The organism is Amycolatopsis granulosa (genome assembly GCF_011758745.1).
Taxonomy (GTDB): domain Bacteria; phylum Actinomycetota; class Actinomycetes; order Mycobacteriales; family Pseudonocardiaceae; genus Amycolatopsis_E; species Amycolatopsis_E granulosa.
This window is the reverse complement of the sequence record NZ_JAANOV010000001.1, coordinates 4,034,180-4,055,275: the sequence shown is the minus strand read 5'-3', so window position 1 is coordinate 4,055,275 and position 21,096 is coordinate 4,034,180. Positions and strand designations below refer to the sequence as shown.

The window sequence follows — 21,096 nt, the reverse complement described above, 5'->3', positions numbered from 1 at the left end:
CAAGACAGCGTGGTGTTGCCGGCGGGTATCCGGTTTTCGATATGCCGACGATATGGGTCGGCTCGTAGTATCGCGACTGTGCGCGTGTTGATCGTCGAGGACGAACCGTATATGGCGGAGGCCATCCGCGATGGGCTGCGCCTGGAAGCGATCGCCGCGGACATCGCCGGTGACGGTGACACGGCTCTGGAACTGCTGAGCATCAACGCCTACGACATCGCCGTCCTCGACCGCGACATCCCCGGCCCCTCCGGCGACGAGGTCGCCAAGCGCATCGTCGCCTCCGGCAGCGGCACCCCGATCCTCATGCTCACCGCTGCCGACCGTCTCGACGACAAGGCGTCCGGGTTCGAGCTCGGAGCCGACGACTACCTCACCAAGCCCTTCGAACTCCGCGAACTCGTGCTCCGTCTCAGAGCACTCGACCGCAGGCGCGCCTACAACAGGCCGCCGGTGCGGGAGATCGCGGGCCTGCGGCTGGATCCGTTCCGCCGCGAGGTCTACCGCGACGGCCGCTACGTCGCGCTCACCCGCAAGCAGTTCGCCGTGCTCGAAGTTCTGGTCGCTGCCGAAGGCGGTGTCGTCAGCGCCGAAGAACTCCTGGCACGGGCGTGGGACGAGAACGCCGACCCGTTCACCAACGCCGTGCGCATCACCGTCTCGGCACTGCGCAAACGCCTCGGCGAACCATGGCTCATCGCCACCGTGGCCGGCGTCGGCTACCGCATCAGCACCGAACCGGACACCGGACGTGCGGGAGGGGACCGTGGATAGGGCGCCCGGGGTGAGCGTTCGCCTCAAACTCACCCTCAGCTACGCCGGGTTCCTCATGCTCGCGTGCGCCTTGCTGCTCGGCGCGGTGTGGGTGTTCCTGCTGCGTTACGTACCCGAGGTGATCCGCATCCCCGGGTTGTACATCCACATACCCGACCGCTCCGACCTCCAGCGTGCCTTCATCCCGAAGGCAGTCGCAGCGCTGGCGTTCCTGCTGGTGTTCGGCCTCGTGGGCGGGTGGGTCCTCGCCGGCAGGATGCTCGCGCCCCTGACTCGCATCACCCACGCCACCCGCCTGGCCGCGGACGGATCGCTCGCCCACCGGATCCACCTGGAAGGCCGCAACGACGAGTTCCGCGAACTCGCCGACGCCTTCGACACCATGCTCGCACGGCTCGAAGCACACGTGGCCGAACAGCAGAGATTCGCGGCCAACGCCTCCCACGAACTGCGCACCCCGCTGGCGATCACGCAGACACTTCTCGACGTGGCCCGCAACGATCCGGGCCGGGACGCCGGTGAACTCGTCGATCGCCTCCACTTCGTCAACACCCGGGCGATCGAGCTCACCGAGGCGCTGCTCCTGCTCAGCCGCGCCGACCAGCGGTCCTTCACCCGAGAACACGTCGACCTGTCCCTCATCGCGGAAGAGGCCACGGAAACGCTCCTGCCCCTCGCAGAAGCACGCGGCCTCACCATCGAGACCTCCAGCGACGAGACCCCCACCAGCGGCTCACACGCTCTCCTGCTGCAGATGACGACGAACCTCGTGCACAACGCGATCGTCCACAACCTCCCCGAGCACGGCAGCGTGCGGGTCAACACCGCCGTCCGCCCCGACTCCGTGGTGCTGACTGTCGAAAACACCGGCGCGAAGCTCTCCCCGCAGCTGGTCTCGACGCTCACCGAACCGTTCCAGCGCGGCACGCAACGCATCCGCAGTGACCACGCCGGTGCCGGCCTCGGCCTGGCGATCGTCAAGAGCATCGCCAAGGCACACGACGGAACACTGACCCTCACCCCCCGGCCCGACGGGGGGCTTTGCGTCACGGTGCGACTACCCGCGGCGCCGCGGCACACGGGCGGATGACGATCAACAACGCCGCTTCTCAGGTAGGTCCGCGTCGCTCAGCGACGACGGCGAGCACGTGCCGGGCCAGGACGACATCCGCGTCGGGTGCGCCGGCCGCCGACGCACGGGCCGACATCGCGGCGATCCGCCCGGGGTCGGTGAGCACCGGGATCAGGGTGGTCTCGATCCAGGCCGGACCGAGGTCGGCGTCGTCGACGAGCAGTGCCCCGCCGGCCTCGACGACCGGCTCGGCGTTCAGCCGCTGCTCCCCGCCGCGCTCCGGCAGCGGGACGTACGCGGCCGGCAGGCCGACAGCGGCGAGTTCGGCGCACGTCATCGCCCCCGAGCGGCAGATCACGAAGTCGGCCGCGGCGTAGGCGTACTGCATCTCGTGGACGTAGGGAACGACGACGTAGGGCGGGTCGGCTGCGTCGCCGTCCGGCACCTCGACCGCGTTCCGCGGCCCGGTGATGTGCAGGACCTGCACGCCGGCCGCCCGTAACGCCGCGGCCGCGCCGGAGACGGCGGCGTTGATCGCCCGGGCGCCCTGCGAACCGCCGGTGGCCATCAGCACGGGGCCGTCCGGTCGCAGGCCGAACCGCTGCCGGGCGGCGTTGCGCAGCGCGGCTCGGTCGAGCCCGGTGATCGCCGGCCGCAGCGGGATCCCGATCGGGGTGGCGTGCGGCAGCCGGACGCCCGGCGAGGCGGTGAACACGTGCGCCGTCATCCGGGCCGCCAGCCGGTTGGCCACTCCGGGCCGGGCGTTCGCCTCGTGGACGACGATCGGCAGACCCCGCCTGCGGGCGGCGAGGTAGGCCGGCGCGGCCACGTAGCCGCCGAAGCCCACCACGACCTCGGCTCGCACCCGGTCGAGCACCGACCCGGCTGCCCGCACCGACTCGCGCAGCCTGCCCGGCGTGTGCACCAGGACCCGGTTCAGTGTGCGCGGCAACGGCACCGGCGGGATGAGTTCCAGCGGGTAGCCGCGGGCCGGGATGAGCGTGGTGTCCAGGCCGCGGACGGTGCCGAGGGCGGTGATCTCGGCCGTGGGATCCAGCTGGCGCAGCGCGTCGGCGAGGTTCATCGCCGGTTCGATGTGCCCGGCCGAATGGCCCCCGGCGACAACGACGCGCGGTGCCGTCACGTCCGCCCCTCGCGACCGGCACCGGCAGCTACGCGATGGGAAAATCAAAGTAGGTGTCCGGATGGGGTTCGTCCTTCAGGGTGTAGTGCCACCACTCGGAGTCGTACCGCGTGAACCCGCAGGATTCCATGACGGCACACAGGTGCTGACGGTTCCTCGCCTCGGCCGGCGTGATTCCTGACGCACCGTGGTGCGAGATCGTATCCATCAGATCGTGGCCGCCGCCCATGGCCGCGAGTTCACCGGTAGCCAGGTCGTAGAGCGTCAGGTCCACGGTGCTGCCCCGGCTGTGGCCCGACTTGGCGGCCACATATCCTTTCTCGAACATCTCGGCTCGGTCGATGTTCGGATAGTGTCGCAGCTTCGTCCGGCCGTCCTCCGGCTGTTGCGACCAGCGCAGGAAGCTGTCCACGGCGCGTTGCGGGCGGTAGCCGTCCCACAGGAGCAAGCCGAAGCCAAGGGTTGCGGCTTTTTCCTGAGCTTCCGCGAGAGCGGCACACAGCGCCTTGGTGCCAACTATCCGATTTGCCAGGTACCCGTCCACCGGCTTGCCGGTGAAGTTGTCCCACGTGGCGTACTTGGAATCCCATCGTATTCCCGGTACGAATTCGTCGACGAAGACAAAATCTGCGGGCATCGTCACTTCCCCGTCAGCGCCAACGACACCATGCGGTCGATCACTTCGGCAAGCGGCAATCCCGCGGCCGCCATCATCCTCGGATAACGGCTGTAGGAGGTCATCCCCGGAAGAGTGTTGACCTCGTTGAGCACCACGCTGCCGTCCTGCTTGAGGAACATGTCCACACGCGCGAGTCCCCGGCATCCCAGGGCGCGGTAGATGTCCTTCGCCGTCTCCTGCACGAGCGCGCGCGACTCCGCCGGGATGTCCGCGGGAACGATGAACGCCGAGTTTTCGGATCCACGTTCCGGGGCCTCCTCCTGGTGGATTCGGAAAAAGCCATGTGACAGGGCGATTCGATCCACCTCGCCCGCGAACAGGTCCAGATCGTTCCCCAGGATGGAACATCCGATCTCACTGCCGACGACAGCTTCCTCGATCAGGACCTTCGAGTCGTACTGCCGTGCGGTCTCCACCGCACTCGGCAGGTCTTCTTCCCGGGATACCTTGCTGACACCGAACGATGATCCCGACCGGGCCGGCTTCACGAAGACCGGATACGTGAACCGGCCGGGATGGACATCCTCGTCCGCCGGGACGGTCCAGAAGTTCGGCGTAGCGATTCCCGCGCCGCGGACGACGGCGTAGGTCAGGGATTTGTCCATGCACAGGGCAGAACTTTGGACGTCGCAGCCGACATAGGGAATCCCGGAGAGCTCCAGCAAACCCTGGATCGCACCGTCCTCACCGAGTTTGCCGTGCAGGACGGGCAACACGACGTCCAGACCGATCGTTTTGCACTGTCCGTCCTCCAGCACGAGCAATCCGTGCACGCTCCGGTCCGGTGACAGCACGGCCGGACGGCCATCACCGTTCTCCCAATCCGCGTCAGGGCCGTCGCAGAGCATCCACGTACCGCTCCGGGTAATCCCGATGTAGAACGGTTCATACTTCTCGGTGTCGAGGTGTTTTGCGACCTCTCGCGCGGATTTGACGGAGACGGGATGTTCTTCGGAACAGCCCCCGAAGATGATTCCGACCTGCAACCTATCCATGCTGGTTCCTGCTTTCGAATTTCAGGCAGTTGGCGAGAGAGTTTTCCACCATGTCGCGGAGGGCGTGGTCCGTGTAGTAGGCGGTGTGTGGACTGATGAGCACGTTCGGCATTTCGTGCAGCCGCAGCAACGGTTCGCTGCAGATGGGTTTGTCCCGGCAGTCGGCGTAGAACGTTCCTTCCTCGCCTTCGAGGACGTCCAGCGCCGCACCACCCAGCCTGCCGTCCGCCAGCGCCGAAACCAGAGCCGCGGTGTCAAGGAGCGCACCGCGTCCGGTGTTGATGACGAACGCGCCGTGTTTCATCTGCCCGATGCGCCGCTGATCCAGGAGGTGGTGGGTATCCGCGGTGAGCGGTGTGTGCAGCGTGACGATGTCGCTGTGCCGCAGCAGCTCATCGAGGGGAACGTAATCGGCAGGGGCCTTGGGACTGTTGTCACAGGCAAGGATCCGGCAGCCGAAACCGCGCAGCCGGTCCACGACCGCGGCGCCGATGCGTCCGGTGCCGATCACCCCGACGGTCAGGTCGCGTAGCTCTTTCCCGCGCACCTCGGTCAACCGGTAGTCATGACGATCCGCCCGGCGGATGATCGACTGTGCGTTTCGCACGGCCATCAGCATCAGCATCAGCGTGTAGTCGGCCACGCTGTCGGGCGAATAGGAGACATTCTCAACGGAAATGCCGACACTCTCCGCGTATTCCACGTCGAGGTGGTTGTACCCGATGCTACGGGTGGAGATGTACCGCACGCCGACGTGGCTGAGCGCGAGAAGAGCGGAATTGGTGACCCGGGTTTTGTGACCGATGCTGATGCACCGGTTCCCGGATGCCAGTCCGGCATTGACCTCGGACACCCCCGCCTCGGTGATGGTGGCCACGACACCGAAGCGAGGTGCCATCTCGCGGAACACAAGAGCCTCGTCCCGGCCGCAGCCGTAGATCGTGATTCCCGTTTCCGGGACGGCCGAGGTGGACGAGGACGCCAGCGACCGGGTGCGGCGGGCCACTGTTCGTGCTGGCTCGCGGTAGCTCATGCCGCCAGTCAAGACGGTGGGGTGTTGCCGGGCCGTATCTGATTTTCCATATGCGGGCGATACGTTACCGACCGGTAACTTCGTGACATCCGCGCCCGGTCAGTTGACCGCGTCCTGCCGGTCCTGGTCAGAGCGGAATTCGCACTGGTCAGGAGCTCTGGCGAGGTGCGTAGTCACGTACTGGATCCGGGAGAAGAGCCCTCTGCCATGATCGCCTGATCGGGCAGTATGGAGGCATGGTCATGGGGGATCATCCGTCGAGCCAGCAGGTCCAGGGCGCACCGAGCCGGGGCCCAGCTGGGCGGAAGGTGCGACAGCGGGCCCTGCTGGGCACGTTCGTGCTGGCGTTCCTGTTGTTCTGGTGGTCGGACTGGGACTGGCGCCCGGCCCGCCTCTGGTTCCTGGCTCCGCTGGTCGTGGTGAGCCTGCCGCCCGTCCGGCGCCGGGTGGACGAGACCTGGGGCCTGGTCGCCGGGCTCCTGCTGGCCGCGCGGGCGCTCATGCCCGAGGTGCCCGGCGGCCTGGTCGCACTGGCCTGGGGGCTGGCCATCGCCGCGACCGGCGGTGTGTCCATCCGCCGGCATCGGTCCGGCCGGCGCAAGTGGGTGCCGATCATAGCCCTGGCGCTCGGGGGTGTCCTGATCCTCGGCGGAGTGCACTGGTTGGCTGGCGAGCCCGACCGGAAGGCGGCCCGAGTGGCCGAGTATCGGCGCTACCAACTGTCCATGCTGTACCCGAGCTCGCCGGGGAATGCCATGTGGGAGCTGATCGATGGCATGGTGACCCCGGCGAAACGCTACATGGTCTGCTTCATGTTCAGCCCAGCCGCCGAGCAGCAGTTCGCGCGGGCGCACGGCGCGGCCGACTGCGAGGACGTGCTGGCGAACCTGCAGCCCCGGATCTCCAACTTTGACGGGTCCGTCAAGGGGGTCCCGTACGAATCTCAGATCGACCTCGGCCCCGGTCGCGCGCGGCTTGACGCCTGCCATCTGGAGTTCTCCAGCCCGGGCACCGACCGGTACGACAATGACGGGCCGCAGCTCGGGGTGTTCGAGTTCGAGCAGCAGTACGACAACGGCTGGATGGTCACCAACTACGAACCGTGCCGGTGAAGCTGATCTCTCTCCAGCAACGTCGCCACGACACAGCCTGTCGCCACCAGGGTCGGGGCAAGCTCGCCCTACCCACCCCACACACGGCCGACTCACGGACATGTCACTGATACGCCTCTGAAGGTAGGGAATGTGAACAAGGTTTGGTCAGGATCGATATTGGCGGTCACGGTACTGGCTACAGCCTGCAGCGGGCCCGAGAGCGCCAACGAGAGCGTCAATCACAGCATCGACGAAGTCGGCTGGCAGCTGGTCGCCGACGCTCACGCGCTGATAGTAGAAAGAGATACCCCCGACCTGCAGATCGAGGTGAAGGGCGACACCGACATCCCGTGTTCGAGGAATGGGGATGAGCCCGCGACGTTCAAACGTGTCTTCCGCGCCACCTGGAACACCACCACCAAAACCCCAGACGGTGTACACCCCGACGTCATGCGGTGGTCAGGGGCGTTGAATACGTTTGGTTATACCATTCGCGACGACGTCGATTACAGAACCGACTTGATGCAGGGCGACCAGAGGGTGGCGATCGAGTATTTGATGACCAGGAAAGAACTGGGCATCACGGTCACCCTGCACGCACGGGTTGGCGCTCCAAATGTCTCGATCGACATGAGAACCCCGTGCCTCGGCAAGGAAACGAGCGGCGGCTGAGCGCGAATGATCGCCCGATCTCTTCGCCAAGAACAGCAGGTCGGCTGCTTCATCGATTGAGTTGATCCCACAGAATTTCACGTGAGATCAACTCGCTCCCTCCACAGCAAGCGGCCCGGGTCGGTAGCAGTCAGGCCATCTTCCCGTCGCTTGGAACCGAGGCCGTGGCCAAGCGGTACGTGCACGTTACCGAGGAGGTCGTCACGGCCGTTGCCGCACAGGTCGGGGGACACATGGGGGCAGACCAAGAGACACGGGAGAAGGCCGACGAGCCGCCGATGCCGACCTCCACGACCTGCGGAGCCCAGCTGCCCCGCAGCGCCGCACTGGAGTTCGGGCTGGCCTGATCGGGCAGCGGCCACAGGATGCTCAGCGGGACCTCACGCAGGCAAGAGTCATGCACGACCCCGCCGGGGATCTCGCGGGCCTGCACGAACGCTGCCGGGGTGGCGTTCGTCGCCCAGTACTCGATCGGCATCACAGCCACACGGTAGGGCGCCGCCCCCGCGGCCCAAGTCCAGAGGTCTTCGCCGATTCCAGCAGTCCCGGTCCTCGAGGCGGTCCACCAGCGGAAACTCCCCGCGCTTGGCTGCCCGCCGCAGGCGACGGCCGGACACGCCAAGAATCCCCGCCGCACCGTCCAGATCCACGGGCTGCTGCCGAGGACGGTGCGGGCGGCCGGACCGCGGTGGGCGCTGCAGGGTGTGGTGGTCACGCCAGGCGGCGAAGAGCGCATCGCCGGCGTGCAGCGCTTTCTCCGCCTGGATGGCGATGACCATCCAGTAGGCATCCCCGACTTTCGCCGCCCGCGACCGCTGAGCAGGACCACGCCCGCGGCCTTGTCACGCTCGTCGAGGACGCGGTTGAGCGCCGCTACTCCGCGATTCGCCTCAGCCAGCCGTTCATCGCTGACATGCGCGACCAGATCGACGCCGTGCTCGGCGAGCAGAAAGGTCCGCGCGCCTGCTGCGGAGCAGATCACGGCACAGCTCACTACCGACGCTGCCACGACCAACAGCGCCGAGGGCACGAACAAAAGGACCACCCGCGATGCGGGTGGTCCTTGCTGGCCTTCAATTAGGCACTTGTTCTAGTACGACCTCTAGGGTGGAGCTGAGGGGAATCGAACCCCTGACCTTCTCGATGCGAACGAGACGCGCTACCAACTGCGCTACAGCCCCTTACTGGACTTCCCGAAGGAAGCTCCAGAAGCATAGCAACCCGGCGGAGGTGATCAACGAGGGGGGTCTACTCACCGACCGCGCGCCGGAACGGGAGCTGGTCGGGGTCGTCCAGGTCGTGGAACGCCGGGTCCTCGTCCTCGACGTCGACGACCACCGCGCGCCCGCGGATGCGGGAGGCCGGTGACGGCCGGCGCTCGACACCCGGAACCTCGCGCGCGGGTTCGACGACCTCGAAGTCCTCGACCGGCCGCTCGCGGCGGGCGGCCCGGGTCGCGGAGCGGGCGCCGAGCCGGGCCATGCGCCGCTGGCGGATCTCGGCTTCGATGCGGACCTGGCGACGCAGGTAGGCGAGGTAGCCCACGAACACGAGGTCCACGAACCCGTGCAGCAACCACAGCGACGAGGCCAGGAAGCCGGCCCCCGCGGCGGTGACGACCGCGAGCAGGAACAGGCAGAGGACGACCCGCTGGCGGAACGCGTACTTGGCGCGTGCCGCGATCTCGGCGGCCTCCGGGTCGAAGCCACCACGCCCGGGCCGGTAACGACGCTCGGACGGCTGTTCGTACCCGCGCACCGGGTCCTCGTCGTACTCTTCGACGTCGTCGTAGTCGACGTCGTCGTCGGTCTCGGCGACCTGCTGGGTGGTCTCGGACATCGCGAACTCCTCCTCCGCATCGTCGGCGCCGCCGCCGCTGCGGACCACGCGGGCGGCCAGTTCGGCATCGGCCGTCTGCGTGACCGCCTGGCGCTTGCGCGCGACCATGGGCACGAGCACGACCAGCCAGGCCGCGGCCAAGGCGACGATGATCAGCGAGCTGGGCAATCCCCTCTCACCTCCCCCGTTCACTGCTACATGTCGTCACGCTAGTCACAGGAGTAACAGAAGGGACGTTGCCACGCCGCCGGGGAACGGAAAAAGGGTCACTTGATTCGGTGAACCTTGCCACAGCCGGCTAACGACCCGGGGTCACCGGTAGTCGGCGCGGCCAGTGGCGACGAGGCGCGCGACCAGCCCGGGGCCGCTCTCTTCCACGGTCATCGCGTAGCAATAGTGGTCCCGCCAGTCACCGGCCACGTCCAGGTACCGCCGGAACAGGCCCTCCTGCCGGAACCCGGCCTTGGTCAGCACCTTGATGCTCGGCGTGTTCTCCGGCCGGACGGTCGCCTCGATCCGGTGCAGCCCGGCGGAGGTGAACGCGTGATCGACGACCAGCGCCACGGCAGCGGTGGCCACCCCGCCCTTGACCACGGACGACGACACCCAGTACCCGACCCACGCGGAACGCAGTGAGGCGCGGATCACGTTGCCGATCGTGATCTGCCCGGCGAACGCGCCATCGACGGTGATCGTGTACGGCAGGCACTGACCACGCCGGGCGAGCGAGCGCAGCGCCGTCCACTGCGGGGGCCAGGACCAGTAGCTGTTGCGGTCCCGCCACGGCCCCGGCCCGGTCGGCTCCCACGGCTCGAGGTGCTCCTGGTCGCGGAGCCGGATGCGGCTCCAGTCGCCGGCGTCGCGCAGGCGGATCGGCCGCACCGCGACCTCGCCGGCCGCCACGCGGAGCGGGCCGAGCCGGGCCGGCCACCCGGGGTGCCGGGACTCCAGGTCATACGCTGCGGGCTGCACCGGACAGTTCTAACCCCGCTGGGCCAGGAAGGTCACCTTGACCTGCTCACCCGCGGGCACCTCGGTGAGGTCCTCGTCCACGTTGATCAGGCAGTTCGCCTCGGCCAGGGACGCGAGCAGGTGCGCGCCGGACGTGCCGAGCGGCTGCACCAGGTACTCACCGGTGCTCTCGTCCCGCAGCAGCTGCCCGCGCAGGTAACCGCGACGTCCTTTGGTCGAGGAGACCGGCGACAGCAGCCGCGCGCCGACCGTGCGGCGATGCGGGTTGCGGGTGCCGCGCGCCGCCCGGATCAGCGGCCGGATCAGCACCTCGAACACGACCAGGGCACTCATCGGGTTGGCCGGGATCAGGAACGTCGGCACCGAGTCCGGCCCGAGCCGCCCGAAACCCTGCGCGGACCCCGGGTGCATCGCCACCCGGGTCATGTCGATCTCGCCGAGGTCGGACAGGGCGGCCTGCACCTCGTCCCCCGCGGTGCCCCCGGCGCCGCCCGCGACCACCACGACCTCGGACATCAGCAGCCGGCCCTCGACCACTTCGCGCAGCCGCCGCGGATCGCTCGGCACGATCCCGACCCGGCTGACCTCGGCACCGGCGTCGCGCGCCGCCGCGGCGAGGGCATAGGAGTTCACGTCGTAGACCTGACCGGTCGACGGGGTGCGGTCCACGTCGACCAGCTCGTCACCCACCGAGACGATCGACACGCGCGGCCGCGGGTAGACCAGCACCTTGGCGCGGCCGACCGCAGCGAGCAGCCCCACCTGCGCCGCACCGATGGTGTCGCCCTGCCGGACGGCGACGTCGCCGATCTGCACGTCCTCACCGGTGCGCCGCACGTAGGCCGCGGACGGCACCGACCGGTGCACGGTTACCTTGGCCGGGTGGCCGTCGGTGAAGGCGGTGGGCACGACGGCATCGGCCAGGGTCGGCAGCGGTGCGCCGGTGGCGACCCGGACCGCCTGTCCCGGCTGCAGCCGCCGGGGCTGTCGTGAGCCCGCCGCGATCTCCCCCACCACCGGAAGCTGCACCGTCTCGTCGCCCTCGACGCGGACGTCGACGCTGCGCACCGCGTAGCCGTCGACGGCTGCCTGGTCGAAACCGGGCAGCGCGTGCTCGGCCACGACCTCCTCCGCGCAGAGCAGGCCCTGCGCTTCGGAGATCGCGACGCGGACGGGCCGCGGCCGCACCGCGGCCTGCAGGACGCGGGCGACCTGCTCGTCGACCGAGCGGAGGTCCTGCTCGGCCTGGTCGGTCTCCGGGGTGGGGTCGGTCATCAGCGATCTGTCCCGAGTCGTTCGGTCAGCCAGTTGCGCAGTTCCGGCCCGTAGTCCGGGTCGTCGAGGGCGAAGTCCACGGCCGCCTTGAGGAAGCCGCCCGGGTTGCCCAGGTCGTGCCGGCCGCCGCGGTGGACGACGATGTGCACCGGGTGGCCCTCCTCGATCAGCAGCGCGACGGCGTCGGTGAGCTGCAGTTCACCACCCGCGCCGGGCTTGATGCGACGCAGGGCGCCGAAGATCGCCCGGTCGAGGAGGTAGCGGCCGGCCGCGGCGTAGGTGGACGGCGCCTCCTCCGGCGCCGGCTTCTCGACCATGCCGTGCACGCGCTTGACGTCCTCGTCCGCGGTGCCGGTGACGTCGAACACGCCGTAGGGCGAGATCTGCTCCTTGGGGATGTCGAACGCGCACAACACGCTGCCGCCGTGCTCGGCGCGCACCTCGGCCATCTTCGAGAGCACCCCGGCGGGCAGCACCAGGTCGTCGGGCAGCAGCACCGCGACGGCCTCGTCCTCGTCGGTCAGGTTCGACTCGGCCTGCGCCACCGCGTGCCCGAGGCCCAGCGCCTCCTCCTGGATGGCGACCTCGACGTCGATCAGCTCCGGTCCGCGGCGGACCTTCTCCAGCAGCGCGGACTTGCCCTTGCGCTCGAGGTTCGCCTCCAGCTCCGGGGCGGGCCGGAAGTAGCTGACCACCGACTCCTTGCCCGGGGAGGTGACGATCACCAGGCGTTTCGCTCCGGCCTGCGCGGCTTCGCTCGCGACGAGCTCGATGCCCGGGGTGTCCACCACCGGGAGCAGCTCCTTGGGAACCGCTTTGGTGGTCGGCAGGAACCGCGTCCCCAGGCCGGCGGCCGGGACGATAGCGGTTCGGAACGAGTGGTTGTCGAAGGCGCCCGTCATAGGCGCCAAGCCTAACCTGCGTACATGGGTGCGCAGCGCAACGACGAAGTGACGAAGGCCGAGTGGCGCGCGAAGCTGTCCGCGGCGCGCGCCGCCGCCTCCGTGCAGCAACGGGTCGCCGAGGCCGCCGCGCTGGGCCGCGCCCTGTTGGCGATGTCACTGCCCGACACCGTGTGCGGCTACGTCCCCTTCGGCACCGAACCGGGCTCGATCGGCCTGCTCGACCTGCTCCGCGGGCGTGGCACACGGGTGCTGCTCCCGGTGATTCCCGCGGCGCCCGGCCCGCTGGACTGGGCGGACTACACCGGCACCGCGAGCCTGGCCCCGGGCAGGTTCCGGCAGATCCTGGAGCCGACCGGACTGCGCCTGGGCGCGGACGCGCTGGCCGGGGCCGGCTTGGTGCTCGTTCCGGCCCTGGCCGTCGACCGCCGCGGGGTGCGTCTGGGCCGCGGCGCCGGTCACTACGACCGGTCCCTCGCCCACGCCGCGCCGGGCGCCGGCCTGGTGGCCGTCGTCCGGGACGCCGAGCTGGTGGAACACCTGCCCGCCGAGCACCACGACGTGCTCATGACCGGCGCGCTCACCCCCGGGCGCGGGCACGTGCCGCTTCCTGTGACCAACCCTTGTTTGCGCTGAGGGAATGGTGTCCAGCACAATTGCGTTAGCACTCTTGCGGATCGAGTGCCAATGCGCGAAGGAGCACCTGTGCCCACGTACCAGTACGCCTGCAAGGAGTGCGGCCACCGTTTCGAGGCCGTGCAGTCGTTCTCCGATGCCAGCCTGACCGAGTGCCCGGAGTGCACCGGCCCCCTGCGCAAGCTCTACGGAGCGGTCGGCGTGATCTTCAAGGGCTCCGGCTTCTACCGGACCGACTCGCGCTCGTCGTCGTCAGCGTCGTCGCCATCGTCGTCCACCTCCTCGTCCAGCTCGTCCAGCTCGTCGAGCACGTCCAGCGAGAGCAAGAGCAGCTCCGCGTCCTCATCCTCGTCGAGCGGTACGACAACCGCGGCCGCGGCGGCTTCCTGACCGTCGAGTTATCCACAAGCACCCAGTTATCCACAGCTGCCAGATCCGCGTCTTTCCCGCCGGGTGTCAGCACCCCTAGCGTCGCTGTCGTCGGTGGCACACCGCCGCCGGCGCCGACAACTGGGGGTGCTTCGCCATGCGCTTCGATCCGCGTGCCCGTACGAACCGGCTCCGGCTCCGTCTGGGCGGACGCCGCTGGCACCGGCTGCGGAAGCTGGTCGCCGCAGGTCTGCTGATCACGGCGGCGGTCCTGGCCGCGCGCCCGGACGGAGCCGAGCCCCGGGCCGCGCCGCCACCACCGTCCGCACCCGCCCCCTTCACGGGTGATCTTGCACTCGCCGCGGTGCCCGTGCGGCTCGCCGACACCGGCGTGGCCGCGCTGCTGATGCCCGGGATGCGGGTCGACGTGATCACCGTCGACGAGTCCGCGCAAGCCAGGAAAGTCCTCGCCAGCATGGCCACCGTGCTCACCGTGCGGTCCCCACCCGCCGCGGCCGGCCGCCTCGCCGGCGCCCGGGACGGGCCGCTGGTCGTCCTGTCCTTGCCGGAGGAGACGGCTCGGGAGGTGGCGGCGCTGTCACTGCGGAACCCGGTAGCGGTTACCCTCCGTTAGCCGTTTCCGGAAAGAGGGGTGCACATGCTGAAGGGCTTCAAAGACTTCCTGATGCGCGGCAACGTCGTCGAACTGGCGGTCGCGGTCGTCATCGGGACGGCGTTCACGGCCGTCGTGACGGCCTTCACGAACGGCTTGATCAAGCCGTTGATCAACGCCATCGGCGGCACCGAGGCCGCCAAGGGGCTGGGGTTCAACGTCCTGGGCGGCAACGACTCGACGTTCCTCGACTTCGGGGGCGTGATCAACGCGGCCATCAACTTCGTGATCGTCGCGGCCGTGGTCTACTTCCTGCTGGTCCTGCCGATGAAGAAGATCCAGGAGCGCCGCAAGCGCGGCCAGGAGGCGGGCCCCGCCGAGCCGACGGACGTCGAGCTGTTGACGGAGATCCGCGACCTGCTGCGACAGCAGGGCAGTTCCAACGGGCAGGTCACCACCCACACCGCCACCCGGGACTGAGGCCGCACCTGCTCCCGGGAGCCCGTTCGCCGAGCAGGTGCCATCAGCACAGTCCGTTGCCGTGCTACCCGCCCGGCGGGGGCGCGGAGCAGGCCACGGGCCGCGACAGGCGCCGCCTGGCACCCGGGCCCGGGCACCGGCACGGCCGGCGGCTCGGGAACATGGTTTGCTGGCACCCGCGCCTGCCGCCGGGCGGGGTTCCCGCCAGGGTCGAGACCGCGACCTGGTGCCCGGCAAGCCCGCTAACCGCCGTGGTGGGGCGGCCGGTTCTCCCGGTACCAGGCGTCGTCGTCCCGGGCCGGGCGCTCCGGTTCCCGCTCGTCGGACGTGGTGTCCGGGAGGACCTCCCCGAAGACCTCGTCCAGCTTGCGCCGGTCGCGGTCGCGGGGAGGCTTACGCTCCCGGTCCTGCCCGGTCATCAGGACTCGTCGAGGCCGGAGAGCTGGTCGATCACGTAGGGCACGAGCGAGGACAGCGTCGCCATCCCGTCACGCACGGCAGCGCGCGAGCCGGCGAGGTTGACCACGAGCGTGCTGCCCGAGACCCCTACCAGGCCGCGGGAGATGCCGGCGTCGATCGCACCGGCGGCGAGCCCGGAGGAGCGCAGAGCCTCGCCGATGCCGGGGATGGGCCGGTCGAGCACGCCGAGGGTCGCGTCCGGGGTGACGTCGCGCGGCGACACCCCGGTGCCGCCAACGGTGATGACGAGGTCCACACCACCGATGACGGCGGTGTTGAGCGCATTGCGGATCGCCACCGTGTCGGCGTGCACGAGCACCACGCCGTCGACGATGAAGCCGGCTTCCTCCAGCAGCTCCTGAACCAGGGGGCCGGAGGTGTCCTCATGCTCGCCGTGCGCCGCGCGGTCGTCCACGATCACCACGAGCGCGCGGCCCAGCCGCTGTGCACTGCGTTCCATGGGGCACACGGTATCCGGTTCTCGCCGCACGTGGGCGGGCACGTCACCACTACACCCGACCGGCCGTCCGAAGTGGACGGGTTTCCCGGCAGATGAGAAGCCGCGTGCGACCGGGTTGACCCAGTCGCACGCGGCTCGGCAAGCGGCTCGCCCCCGAGCGAGCCGTCAGGTTGGTCTCGGCCGCCCTCGAGCGGCCGAGCGTCTCATCGCCCCCGCCGGCCACCCCTCGTGGCCAGAGCCCCGGGCCGGTCACCCCCTCGACCAGCCGCGAACCACACCCCGGGCATCCGAACCTCCCGCCGGGCAAACGCGCCGGCTGCGCTCTCCCGCGGCTGCCACGCCGCCGGTCCAGCCGCCCGCGGCCACCCGGCCCCGGGCGATCCCGCCCCGGCCAATCCCGCCCCGCGCAACCGCACCCGGATCACCTCCGCCGCTCGACCAGCCCCGGGCCGTTCGCCCCGCCCACGGCCACCCCGCCCACGGCGGCGCATCGCTCGGCCCGCCCCGCCGGATCACGCGTCAACCGCGTCAACCCCGGCGGGTGATCTCCACCCCGCACAACCAGCCTCACGCCGCATCCGACCGACCGGCCGGCGGATCACACCCACCGCCCGGCAGTCCCCGGGCACACATCCCGCTCGGGCCGTCCCGGCCGAGCCGCCCCGGTTCCTGGGCCAACCGCATCAACCCCGGCAGTGACCATCCCGCGGGAACCAGGCCCAGGCCCCATCCGGGCGCATGCCACCCGAACCACGGGCCCCGGCGGGACCTCCCGGACCGGCCGCCCCGAGCAGCCGGCCCGCGAGTGCCTCAGTTCGTCGGCACCGGCTGGCCGCCGAGCGTGACCTGCACGGTGCGCCCGTCGCTCAGGGTGAAGTTCACCTTGTCGCCCGGGGCGCGGGTCCGCACGGCCGCGATGAGGCCGTCCGCGTCGTTGATCGGCGTGTTGTCGATCTTCGTCACGACGTCACCCTGCTTCAGGCCCGCCTGCCCGGCCGGGCTGCCGGACTGCACGCCGGCGATCAAGGCCCCGCCCTGGGGTGCGTCGCTCACGTTGGCGCCGATGAACGTCTGCGTCGCCTTGCCGGTGTCGATGATCTCCTGCGCCGTGCGCCGCGCCTGGTTGATCGGGATCGCGAAGCCGATACCGGCGTTGGTCGCCTCCGTCTGGCCCATCCCGGACGACTGCGGGCTGTAGATCGCCGAGTTGATGCCGATCACCTGGCCCGCCAGGTTCGCCAGCGGACCACCGGAGTTGCCCGGGTTGATCGCGGCGTCGGTCTGGATCGCGCTCATCACCGTCGTCTGATCGCCCTCGCTGCCGCCGGCCCGCACCGGGCGGTGCAGCGCACTGACGATGCCCGAGGTGACCGTCCCGGCCAGCTCGAACGGCGACCCGATCGCCACCACCGACTGCCCCACGTTCAGGTCGTCGGAATTGCCGAGCGCCACCGGCGTCAGGTTCTTCACGCCGCTGACCTTCACCACGGCGATGTCGGTCGTCGGGTCGCGTCCCACGACCGACGCGGGCGTCTTGCTTCCGTCCTGGAACACCGCCTGGATCTGCCCGCCGTTCGCGGCGACCTCGACGACGTGGTTGTTGGTCAGGATGTAGCCGTCGGTGGAGAGCACGAAGCCGGACCCCTCGCCCTGCCCGCTGCGCCCGGCCACCTGCAACTCCACCACGCTCGGCGACAGCTTCTGCGCCACGGCCTCGACGGAACCGGGCTGGGCCGTCGTCGTCTGCTGCGCCGGAACCGGCTGGTTGAGCGCGTTGTAGGCCGTGCCGGCGCTCCCGTTGTTCTGCGCGGTCAGGTACCCCCCGGCGGCACCCGCTCCGCCACCGACGATCAACGCGAGCACCGCGACTCCGGCCACGAGCCTGCCCGAGCCGCGACGTTGGTGCGGTACGCCCGGCGGCGGCATGGTCGCGGTCGCGTACGGCGAGTGCGACTGCTGCGCGCCAGGCGGCGTCCACGGATACCCACCGGGCTGCTGCGGCCCGGTCCCCTGCGCGGCTCCTTGCGCCGACCACGGACTCGGCTGCTGCTGCGGCCCCGAGCCGAGCGGCGTTCCGCGTGCGGGCGTCTTCGCGTCCTCCGGTGGCTGCTGCGCACCGGAGTCCCGCGGGGCACCGCCGTCGTGCGGTGCGCTGGGGTCGTTCTCGGTCATGTCCCTACCATGCGTGTCGGTCCTGAGAGCCGGCTGAGGCCAGCCTGAGGGTCACGCATGAGTATGCCGCCGGGCTCAGGCCCGCGCCCGGAGGCGGTCCGCGATCTGCTCGGGCGTGGCGTCGTTGATCCACACCGCCTCGCCCGATTCGGAGCCGGCCAGGTACTTCAGCTTGTCCGGGGCGCGGAGGATGGAGAACAGCTCCAGGTGCAGCCAGCCCAGCTCGCGGTCGACCCGGACCGGCGCCTGGTGCCAGCCGGCGATGTAGGGCAGCGGCCGGTCGTAGAGCCCGTCACAGCGGCGGAGCACGTCCAGGTAGACCTCGGCGAAGTCGTCGCGCTCGGCGTCGGTGAGCGCCGGGATGTCCGGGACCTGGCGGTGCGGCACGACCAGCACGTGCACCGGCCACCGCGCGGCGGGCGGGACGAACGCCGTCCAGTGCTGCCCCTGCGCGATCACGCGCGTGCCCACCTTGCGTTCGGCGGCGAGGACGTCACCGAGAACCGGGCGGCCGTGCTCCTCCTGGTACGCACGGGCGACGTCGAGCATCCGCCGCGTCTTCGGGGTGACGAACGGGTAGCCGTAGATCTGGCCGTGCGGGTGGTGCAGCGTCACACCGATCTCTTCCCCGCGGTTCTCGAACGGGAAGACCTGCTCCAGCCCGTCGATCGCGGACAGCGCCGTCGTGCGGTCGGCCCACGCGTCGACGACCGTGCGGACCCGCTTCCGGCTCAGTCCGGCGAACGATCCATTGTGGTCACTGGTGAAGCAGACCACCTCGCAGCGCCCCTTGCCGGGCGCGGTCGGCACGAGTCCAAAATCGTCGAGAGTGGACCGTTCACCGCTCGCCCCCTCCTCGAAGGACGGGAAGCGGTTCTCGAACACCACCACGTCGTAGTCGGGCTCGGGGATCTCGCTCGGCTTGCCCGGCTTGCTCGGGCACAGCGGGCACAGGTCGGCCGGCGGCTTGTAGGTGCGGGTCTGCCGGTGCGCGGCCATCGCGACCCACTCACCGGTCAGCGGGTCGAGGCGGATCTCGGAGCTGGCGGCCACCGCGGGCAGGTCGCGGGTGTCCTCCGCCGTGCGGGGCGGGGCCTCCGCACCCTCGTCGAAGTAGATGATCTCCCTGCCGTCGGCAAGGTGGCGCAGCGTCCGCCTCACTCTTCCTCCGTGTCCTCGTTGACGGGGGCGATCCGCAGGTCGCCCACGTGCTCGGCCAAGACGTCACGTGCCGCATCCGGAAGCCCGTCGTCGGTCACCACGACGTGGGCTTCGTCCAGTTCGGCGATGGTGGAAATGCCGACGACTCCCCATTTGGAGCTGTCGGCGAGCACGACGAGTCGCCGGCCGGCTTCCACCAGCGCGCGGTCGGTCTCGCTCTCGTTCAGGTTCGGCGTGGTGAAGCCGGGTCCCTCGGCCATGCCGTGCACGCCGAGGAACACCTGGTCCAGGTGCAGGCGGCGCAGGCTGTGCACGGCGACCGGCCCGACCAGCGCGTCGGACGGCGTGCGGATCCCGCCGGTGAGGACGACGGTGCGATCCGGCGCCGGCGACGCGCGCAGCACGTCGGCGGTCTGGATCGAGTTGGTCACGATCGTCAGACCCGGGATCCCGTCGAGCGCGCGTGCCAGCGTCCACGTCGTGGTGCCGGCGGACAGGCCGATCGCGGTGCCGGGCTGGACCAGCTCGGCCGCGGTGGCCGCGATGGACTCCTTCTGCGCCCGCTGCCGCGCGGACTTGGCCTCGAACCCGGGTTCTTCGGTGCTCGGGCCGACCACCGCGGTGGCACCGCCGTAAACCTTTTCCACCAGGCCCCGGGCGGCGAGCACATCCAGATCGCGGCGGATGGTCATGTCGGACACGCCGAGCCTGTTCACCAGATCGCTCACGCGGACCGCCCCGGCCCGCCGCGCTTCCTCGAGGATCATCGCCTGCCGCTGCCGCGCCAGCACCATCGCTCCCATCCGCCCAACAACTACACAAAATCCTACACGAATCAACACCCGGGAGGTTGGACGATGGTTGGTTCTCAGCCAGGGGTGCCGGGCAGGCGCAGGGCCATCAGCGCGCCGCCCTCGGGGGCACGGCCGGCGTGCACGGTGCCGCCGTGCCGTTCGGCGGCCTGCTTGACGATCGCCAGCCCGAGCCCGGACCCGGGCAGCGTGCGCGCCTCGGACGAACGGTAGAACCGGTCGAACACCCGCGGCAGGTCCTCGTCCGCGATGCCCGGGCCGGAGTCGGCGACCTCGATGACCGCGGTCCCGTCGCCCACCGGGTACATCCGGACCCGGACCCGCGACTCGGGCGGCGAGAACTTGACCGCGTTGTCCAGCAGGTTCAGCACCGCGCGCTCCAGCGCACCGGCGTCGCCGACGACGACCCACGGCTGGAGCTGGACGTCGAACTCGATTTCCCCGGCGCGGCGGCGCGCCCGGTCCAGTGCGCGCTCGACGACCTCGACCAGCTCGACGCGCTCGAACCCGGTGCGCGGCTCGTCCTGCCGGGCCAGCTCCACCAGGTCCCCGATGAGCTGCGTCAGCTCGTCCAGCTGGGCCTTGATGTCGGTCTCGATGTCGGCGCGGTCCTGCGCCGACAGCGACGGCGCGCCCGAACGGCTGGCCGACAGCAGCAGCTCCAGGTTGGTGCGCAAGGAGGTCAACGGGGTGCGCAGCTCGTGACCGGCGTCGGCGACGAGCTGGCGCTGGCGTTCCTGCGAGTCGGCGACGGCGCCGAGCATCGTGTTGAAGCTGTGCGTGAGCCGGGCCAGCTCGTCGTCCCCGCTGATCGGGATCGGCCGCAGATCACCGGTCCGGGCGATGTGCTCGGTGGCCGACGTCAGCCGTTCGACGGGCCGCAGCCCGGTGCGGGCGACGGCCGTTCCGGCAAGCGCGGCGACCAGGATCCCGCCACCGCCGATCAGCGCGAGCACGACAGCCAGTTCGCGCAGCGTCTGTTTGGTCGCGTCGAGCGGCTGCGACAGCACCAGCGCCACGCCCGGCTGATAGCGGTAGGGCACGGCGAGCACGCGCGAGTCGGTGTTCTGGTCGGTCCGGATCGACGACGACCGCTGACCACTCGCGACCTGGCGCTCGTCCGTGCCGATCGGCGGCCGCACCGACGGCTGCGACTCGAACGCGGACGAGCCGTCGGCCACGATCAGGTCGAAACGCACGTCGACCAGGCGCGTGATGTAGGTGGGGATGCGCAGACCCCCGGTCTGCACGACCTGCGGGTCGTTGATCACGCTGTTCGCCTGCTGGACCAGCTCGTCGTCGACTTGCTGGTACAGGTTGTTGTAGACGGTGATGTAGGCACCCAATGAGACCAGCGCCAGCACGCCCGCGACACACGCTGCGGCCAGAAGGGTGACCCGCGCCCGTAGCGACATCCGCCGCGGGGCTGAACCTCCACCCTCGTCGACACGGATCACGGGCACCGGCTCGGTCATGGTCTGGC

General features: G+C 70.0%; 22 protein-coding genes and 1 tRNA gene. 8 read left to right on the top strand and 15 right to left on the bottom strand.

The window, feature by feature from the left end; translation table 11 throughout:
- The first annotated feature begins 78 nt into the window (after positions 1 to 78).
- Complete coding sequence (locus tag FHX45_RS19950; protein WP_167104169.1) at positions 79 to 774, top strand: response regulator; 696 nt, start codon at positions 79 to 81, stop codon at positions 772 to 774.
- 10 nt (positions 775 to 784) lie between these two features.
- Positions 785 to 1,864 carry a sensor histidine kinase gene (locus FHX45_RS19945; protein ID WP_481726002.1) on the top strand — a complete coding sequence of 360 codons (1,080 nt, stop codon included), beginning with the start codon at positions 785 to 787 and terminating at the stop codon, positions 1,862 to 1,864.
- 19 nt (positions 1,865 to 1,883) lie between these two features.
- Here FHX45_RS19945 and FHX45_RS19940 read toward each other — a convergent pair whose 3' ends face one another.
- From FHX45_RS19940 to vanH, 4 genes are read right to left on the bottom strand one after another with little or no spacing between them, the layout of a single operon-like run.
- Positions 1,884 to 2,990, bottom strand: coding sequence for a glycosyltransferase (locus FHX45_RS19940; protein ID WP_167104160.1), 1,107 nt, complete (start codon positions 2,988 to 2,990; stop codon positions 1,884 to 1,886).
- Between the two features lie 28 nt (positions 2,991 to 3,018).
- A complete protein-coding gene (vanX, locus tag FHX45_RS19935; protein ID WP_167104158.1) occupies positions 3,019 to 3,627 on the bottom strand; it encodes a D-Ala-D-Ala dipeptidase VanX in 609 nt (202 codons plus the stop codon).
- 2 nt (positions 3,628 to 3,629) lie between these two features.
- Entirely contained in the window at positions 3,630 to 4,664 is a 1,035-nt protein-coding gene (gene vanA-Sc, locus FHX45_RS19930) for a D-alanine--(R)-lactate ligase VanA-Sc (RefSeq protein WP_167104155.1), read from the bottom strand.
- Positions 4,657 to 5,610 (bottom strand): D-lactate dehydrogenase VanH, encoded by a 954-nt coding sequence (vanH, locus tag FHX45_RS19925; RefSeq protein ID WP_481726034.1) that lies wholly within the window; start codon positions 5,608 to 5,610, stop codon positions 4,657 to 4,659. Before vanH ends, vanA-Sc begins: the two co-directional genes overlap by 8 nt.
- Positions 5,611 to 6,005: 395 nt before the next feature.
- Between vanH and FHX45_RS19920 the strand changes: the two genes are divergently transcribed.
- Both FHX45_RS19920 and FHX45_RS19915 read left to right on the top strand, forming a co-directional pair.
- Positions 6,006 to 6,809, top strand: coding sequence for a hypothetical protein (locus FHX45_RS19920; protein WP_167104149.1), 804 nt, complete (start codon positions 6,006 to 6,008; stop codon positions 6,807 to 6,809).
- Positions 6,810 to 6,941: 132 nt separating this feature from the next.
- Complete coding sequence (locus tag FHX45_RS19915; protein WP_167104146.1) at positions 6,942 to 7,463, top strand: hypothetical protein; 522 nt, start codon at positions 6,942 to 6,944, stop codon at positions 7,461 to 7,463.
- 1,108 nt (positions 7,464 to 8,571) lie between these two features.
- On the opposite strand, the gene FHX45_RS19910 is transcribed toward FHX45_RS19915, so the two are convergent.
- The 5 genes from FHX45_RS19910 to FHX45_RS19890 all read right to left on the bottom strand — a co-directional run bounded on the left by FHX45_RS19910 (position 8,572) and on the right by FHX45_RS19890 (position 12,451).
- Positions 8,572 to 8,644, bottom strand: a tRNA-Ala gene (locus tag FHX45_RS19910).
- Between the two features lie 67 nt (positions 8,645 to 8,711).
- Positions 8,712 to 9,470 (bottom strand): divisome protein SepX/GlpR, encoded by a 759-nt coding sequence (sepX, locus tag FHX45_RS19905; protein WP_167104143.1) that lies wholly within the window; start codon positions 9,468 to 9,470, stop codon positions 8,712 to 8,714.
- A gap of 144 nt (positions 9,471 to 9,614) precedes the next feature.
- The gene (locus FHX45_RS19900; protein ID WP_341771537.1) at positions 9,615 to 10,274 is read right to left on the bottom strand and encodes a GNAT family N-acetyltransferase; all 660 of its coding nucleotides are present in this window, start codon (positions 10,272 to 10,274) and stop codon (positions 9,615 to 9,617) included.
- Positions 10,275 to 10,283: 9 nt separating this feature from the next.
- Entirely contained in the window at positions 10,284 to 11,549 is a 1,266-nt protein-coding gene (gene glp / locus FHX45_RS19895) for a molybdotransferase-like divisome protein Glp (RefSeq protein ID WP_167104140.1), read from the bottom strand.
- Positions 11,549 to 12,451 (bottom strand): UTP--glucose-1-phosphate uridylyltransferase, encoded by a 903-nt coding sequence (locus tag FHX45_RS19890; protein ID WP_167104137.1) that lies wholly within the window; start codon positions 12,449 to 12,451, stop codon positions 11,549 to 11,551. Before FHX45_RS19890 ends, glp begins: the two co-directional genes overlap by 1 nt.
- Positions 12,452 to 12,475: 24 nt before the next feature.
- Here FHX45_RS19890 and FHX45_RS19885 point away from each other — a divergent pair, with 24 nt between their 5' ends.
- From FHX45_RS19885 to mscL, 4 genes are all read left to right on the top strand, one after another.
- Positions 12,476 to 13,087 carry a 5-formyltetrahydrofolate cyclo-ligase gene (locus tag FHX45_RS19885; protein ID WP_167104133.1) on the top strand — a complete coding sequence of 204 codons (612 nt, stop codon included), beginning with the start codon at positions 12,476 to 12,478 and terminating at the stop codon, positions 13,085 to 13,087.
- A gap of 69 nt (positions 13,088 to 13,156) precedes the next feature.
- Positions 13,157 to 13,477, top strand: coding sequence for an FmdB family zinc ribbon protein (locus FHX45_RS19880; protein WP_167104131.1), 321 nt, complete (start codon positions 13,157 to 13,159; stop codon positions 13,475 to 13,477).
- Positions 13,478 to 13,613: 136 nt separating this feature from the next.
- Complete coding sequence (locus tag FHX45_RS19875) at positions 13,614 to 14,090, top strand: hypothetical protein (RefSeq protein WP_167104128.1); 477 nt, start codon at positions 13,614 to 13,616, stop codon at positions 14,088 to 14,090.
- A gap of 24 nt (positions 14,091 to 14,114) precedes the next feature.
- On the top strand, positions 14,115 to 14,549 hold the full coding sequence (gene mscL, locus FHX45_RS19870) for a large-conductance mechanosensitive channel protein MscL (protein ID WP_167104125.1): 435 nt from the start codon (positions 14,115 to 14,117) through the stop codon (positions 14,547 to 14,549).
- Positions 14,550 to 14,791: 242 nt separating this feature from the next.
- On the opposite strand, the gene FHX45_RS19865 is transcribed toward mscL, so the two are convergent.
- The 6 genes from FHX45_RS19865 to FHX45_RS19840 form a co-directional block, all read right to left on the bottom strand.
- Complete coding sequence (locus tag FHX45_RS19865) at positions 14,792 to 14,968, bottom strand: hypothetical protein (protein WP_167104122.1); 177 nt, start codon at positions 14,966 to 14,968, stop codon at positions 14,792 to 14,794.
- Positions 14,968 to 15,468: a MogA/MoaB family molybdenum cofactor biosynthesis protein gene (locus tag FHX45_RS19860; protein ID WP_167104119.1), complete on the bottom strand. Its 501-nt coding sequence runs from the start codon at positions 15,466 to 15,468 to the stop codon at positions 14,968 to 14,970. Before FHX45_RS19860 ends, FHX45_RS19865 begins: the two co-directional genes overlap by 1 nt.
- 810 nt (positions 15,469 to 16,278) lie before the next feature.
- Positions 16,279 to 17,640: a trypsin-like peptidase domain-containing protein gene (locus tag FHX45_RS19855; protein ID WP_167104116.1), complete on the bottom strand. Its 1,362-nt coding sequence runs from the start codon at positions 17,638 to 17,640 to the stop codon at positions 16,279 to 16,281.
- 75 nt (positions 17,641 to 17,715) lie between these two features.
- On the bottom strand, positions 17,716 to 18,801 hold the full coding sequence (gene galT, locus FHX45_RS19850; RefSeq protein WP_167104113.1) for a galactose-1-phosphate uridylyltransferase: 1,086 nt from the start codon (positions 18,799 to 18,801) through the stop codon (positions 17,716 to 17,718).
- Entirely contained in the window at positions 18,798 to 19,595 is a 798-nt protein-coding gene (locus tag FHX45_RS19845) for a DeoR/GlpR family DNA-binding transcription regulator (RefSeq protein WP_167109226.1), read from the bottom strand. The genes galT and FHX45_RS19845 overlap by 4 nt, the downstream gene beginning before the upstream one ends.
- Positions 19,596 to 19,669: 74 nt before the next feature.
- Positions 19,670 to 21,088, bottom strand: a complete 1,419-nt coding sequence (locus FHX45_RS19840; RefSeq protein WP_167109224.1) for a sensor histidine kinase — start codon at positions 21,086 to 21,088, stop codon at positions 19,670 to 19,672.
- Positions 21,089 to 21,096 lie beyond the last annotated feature (8 nt).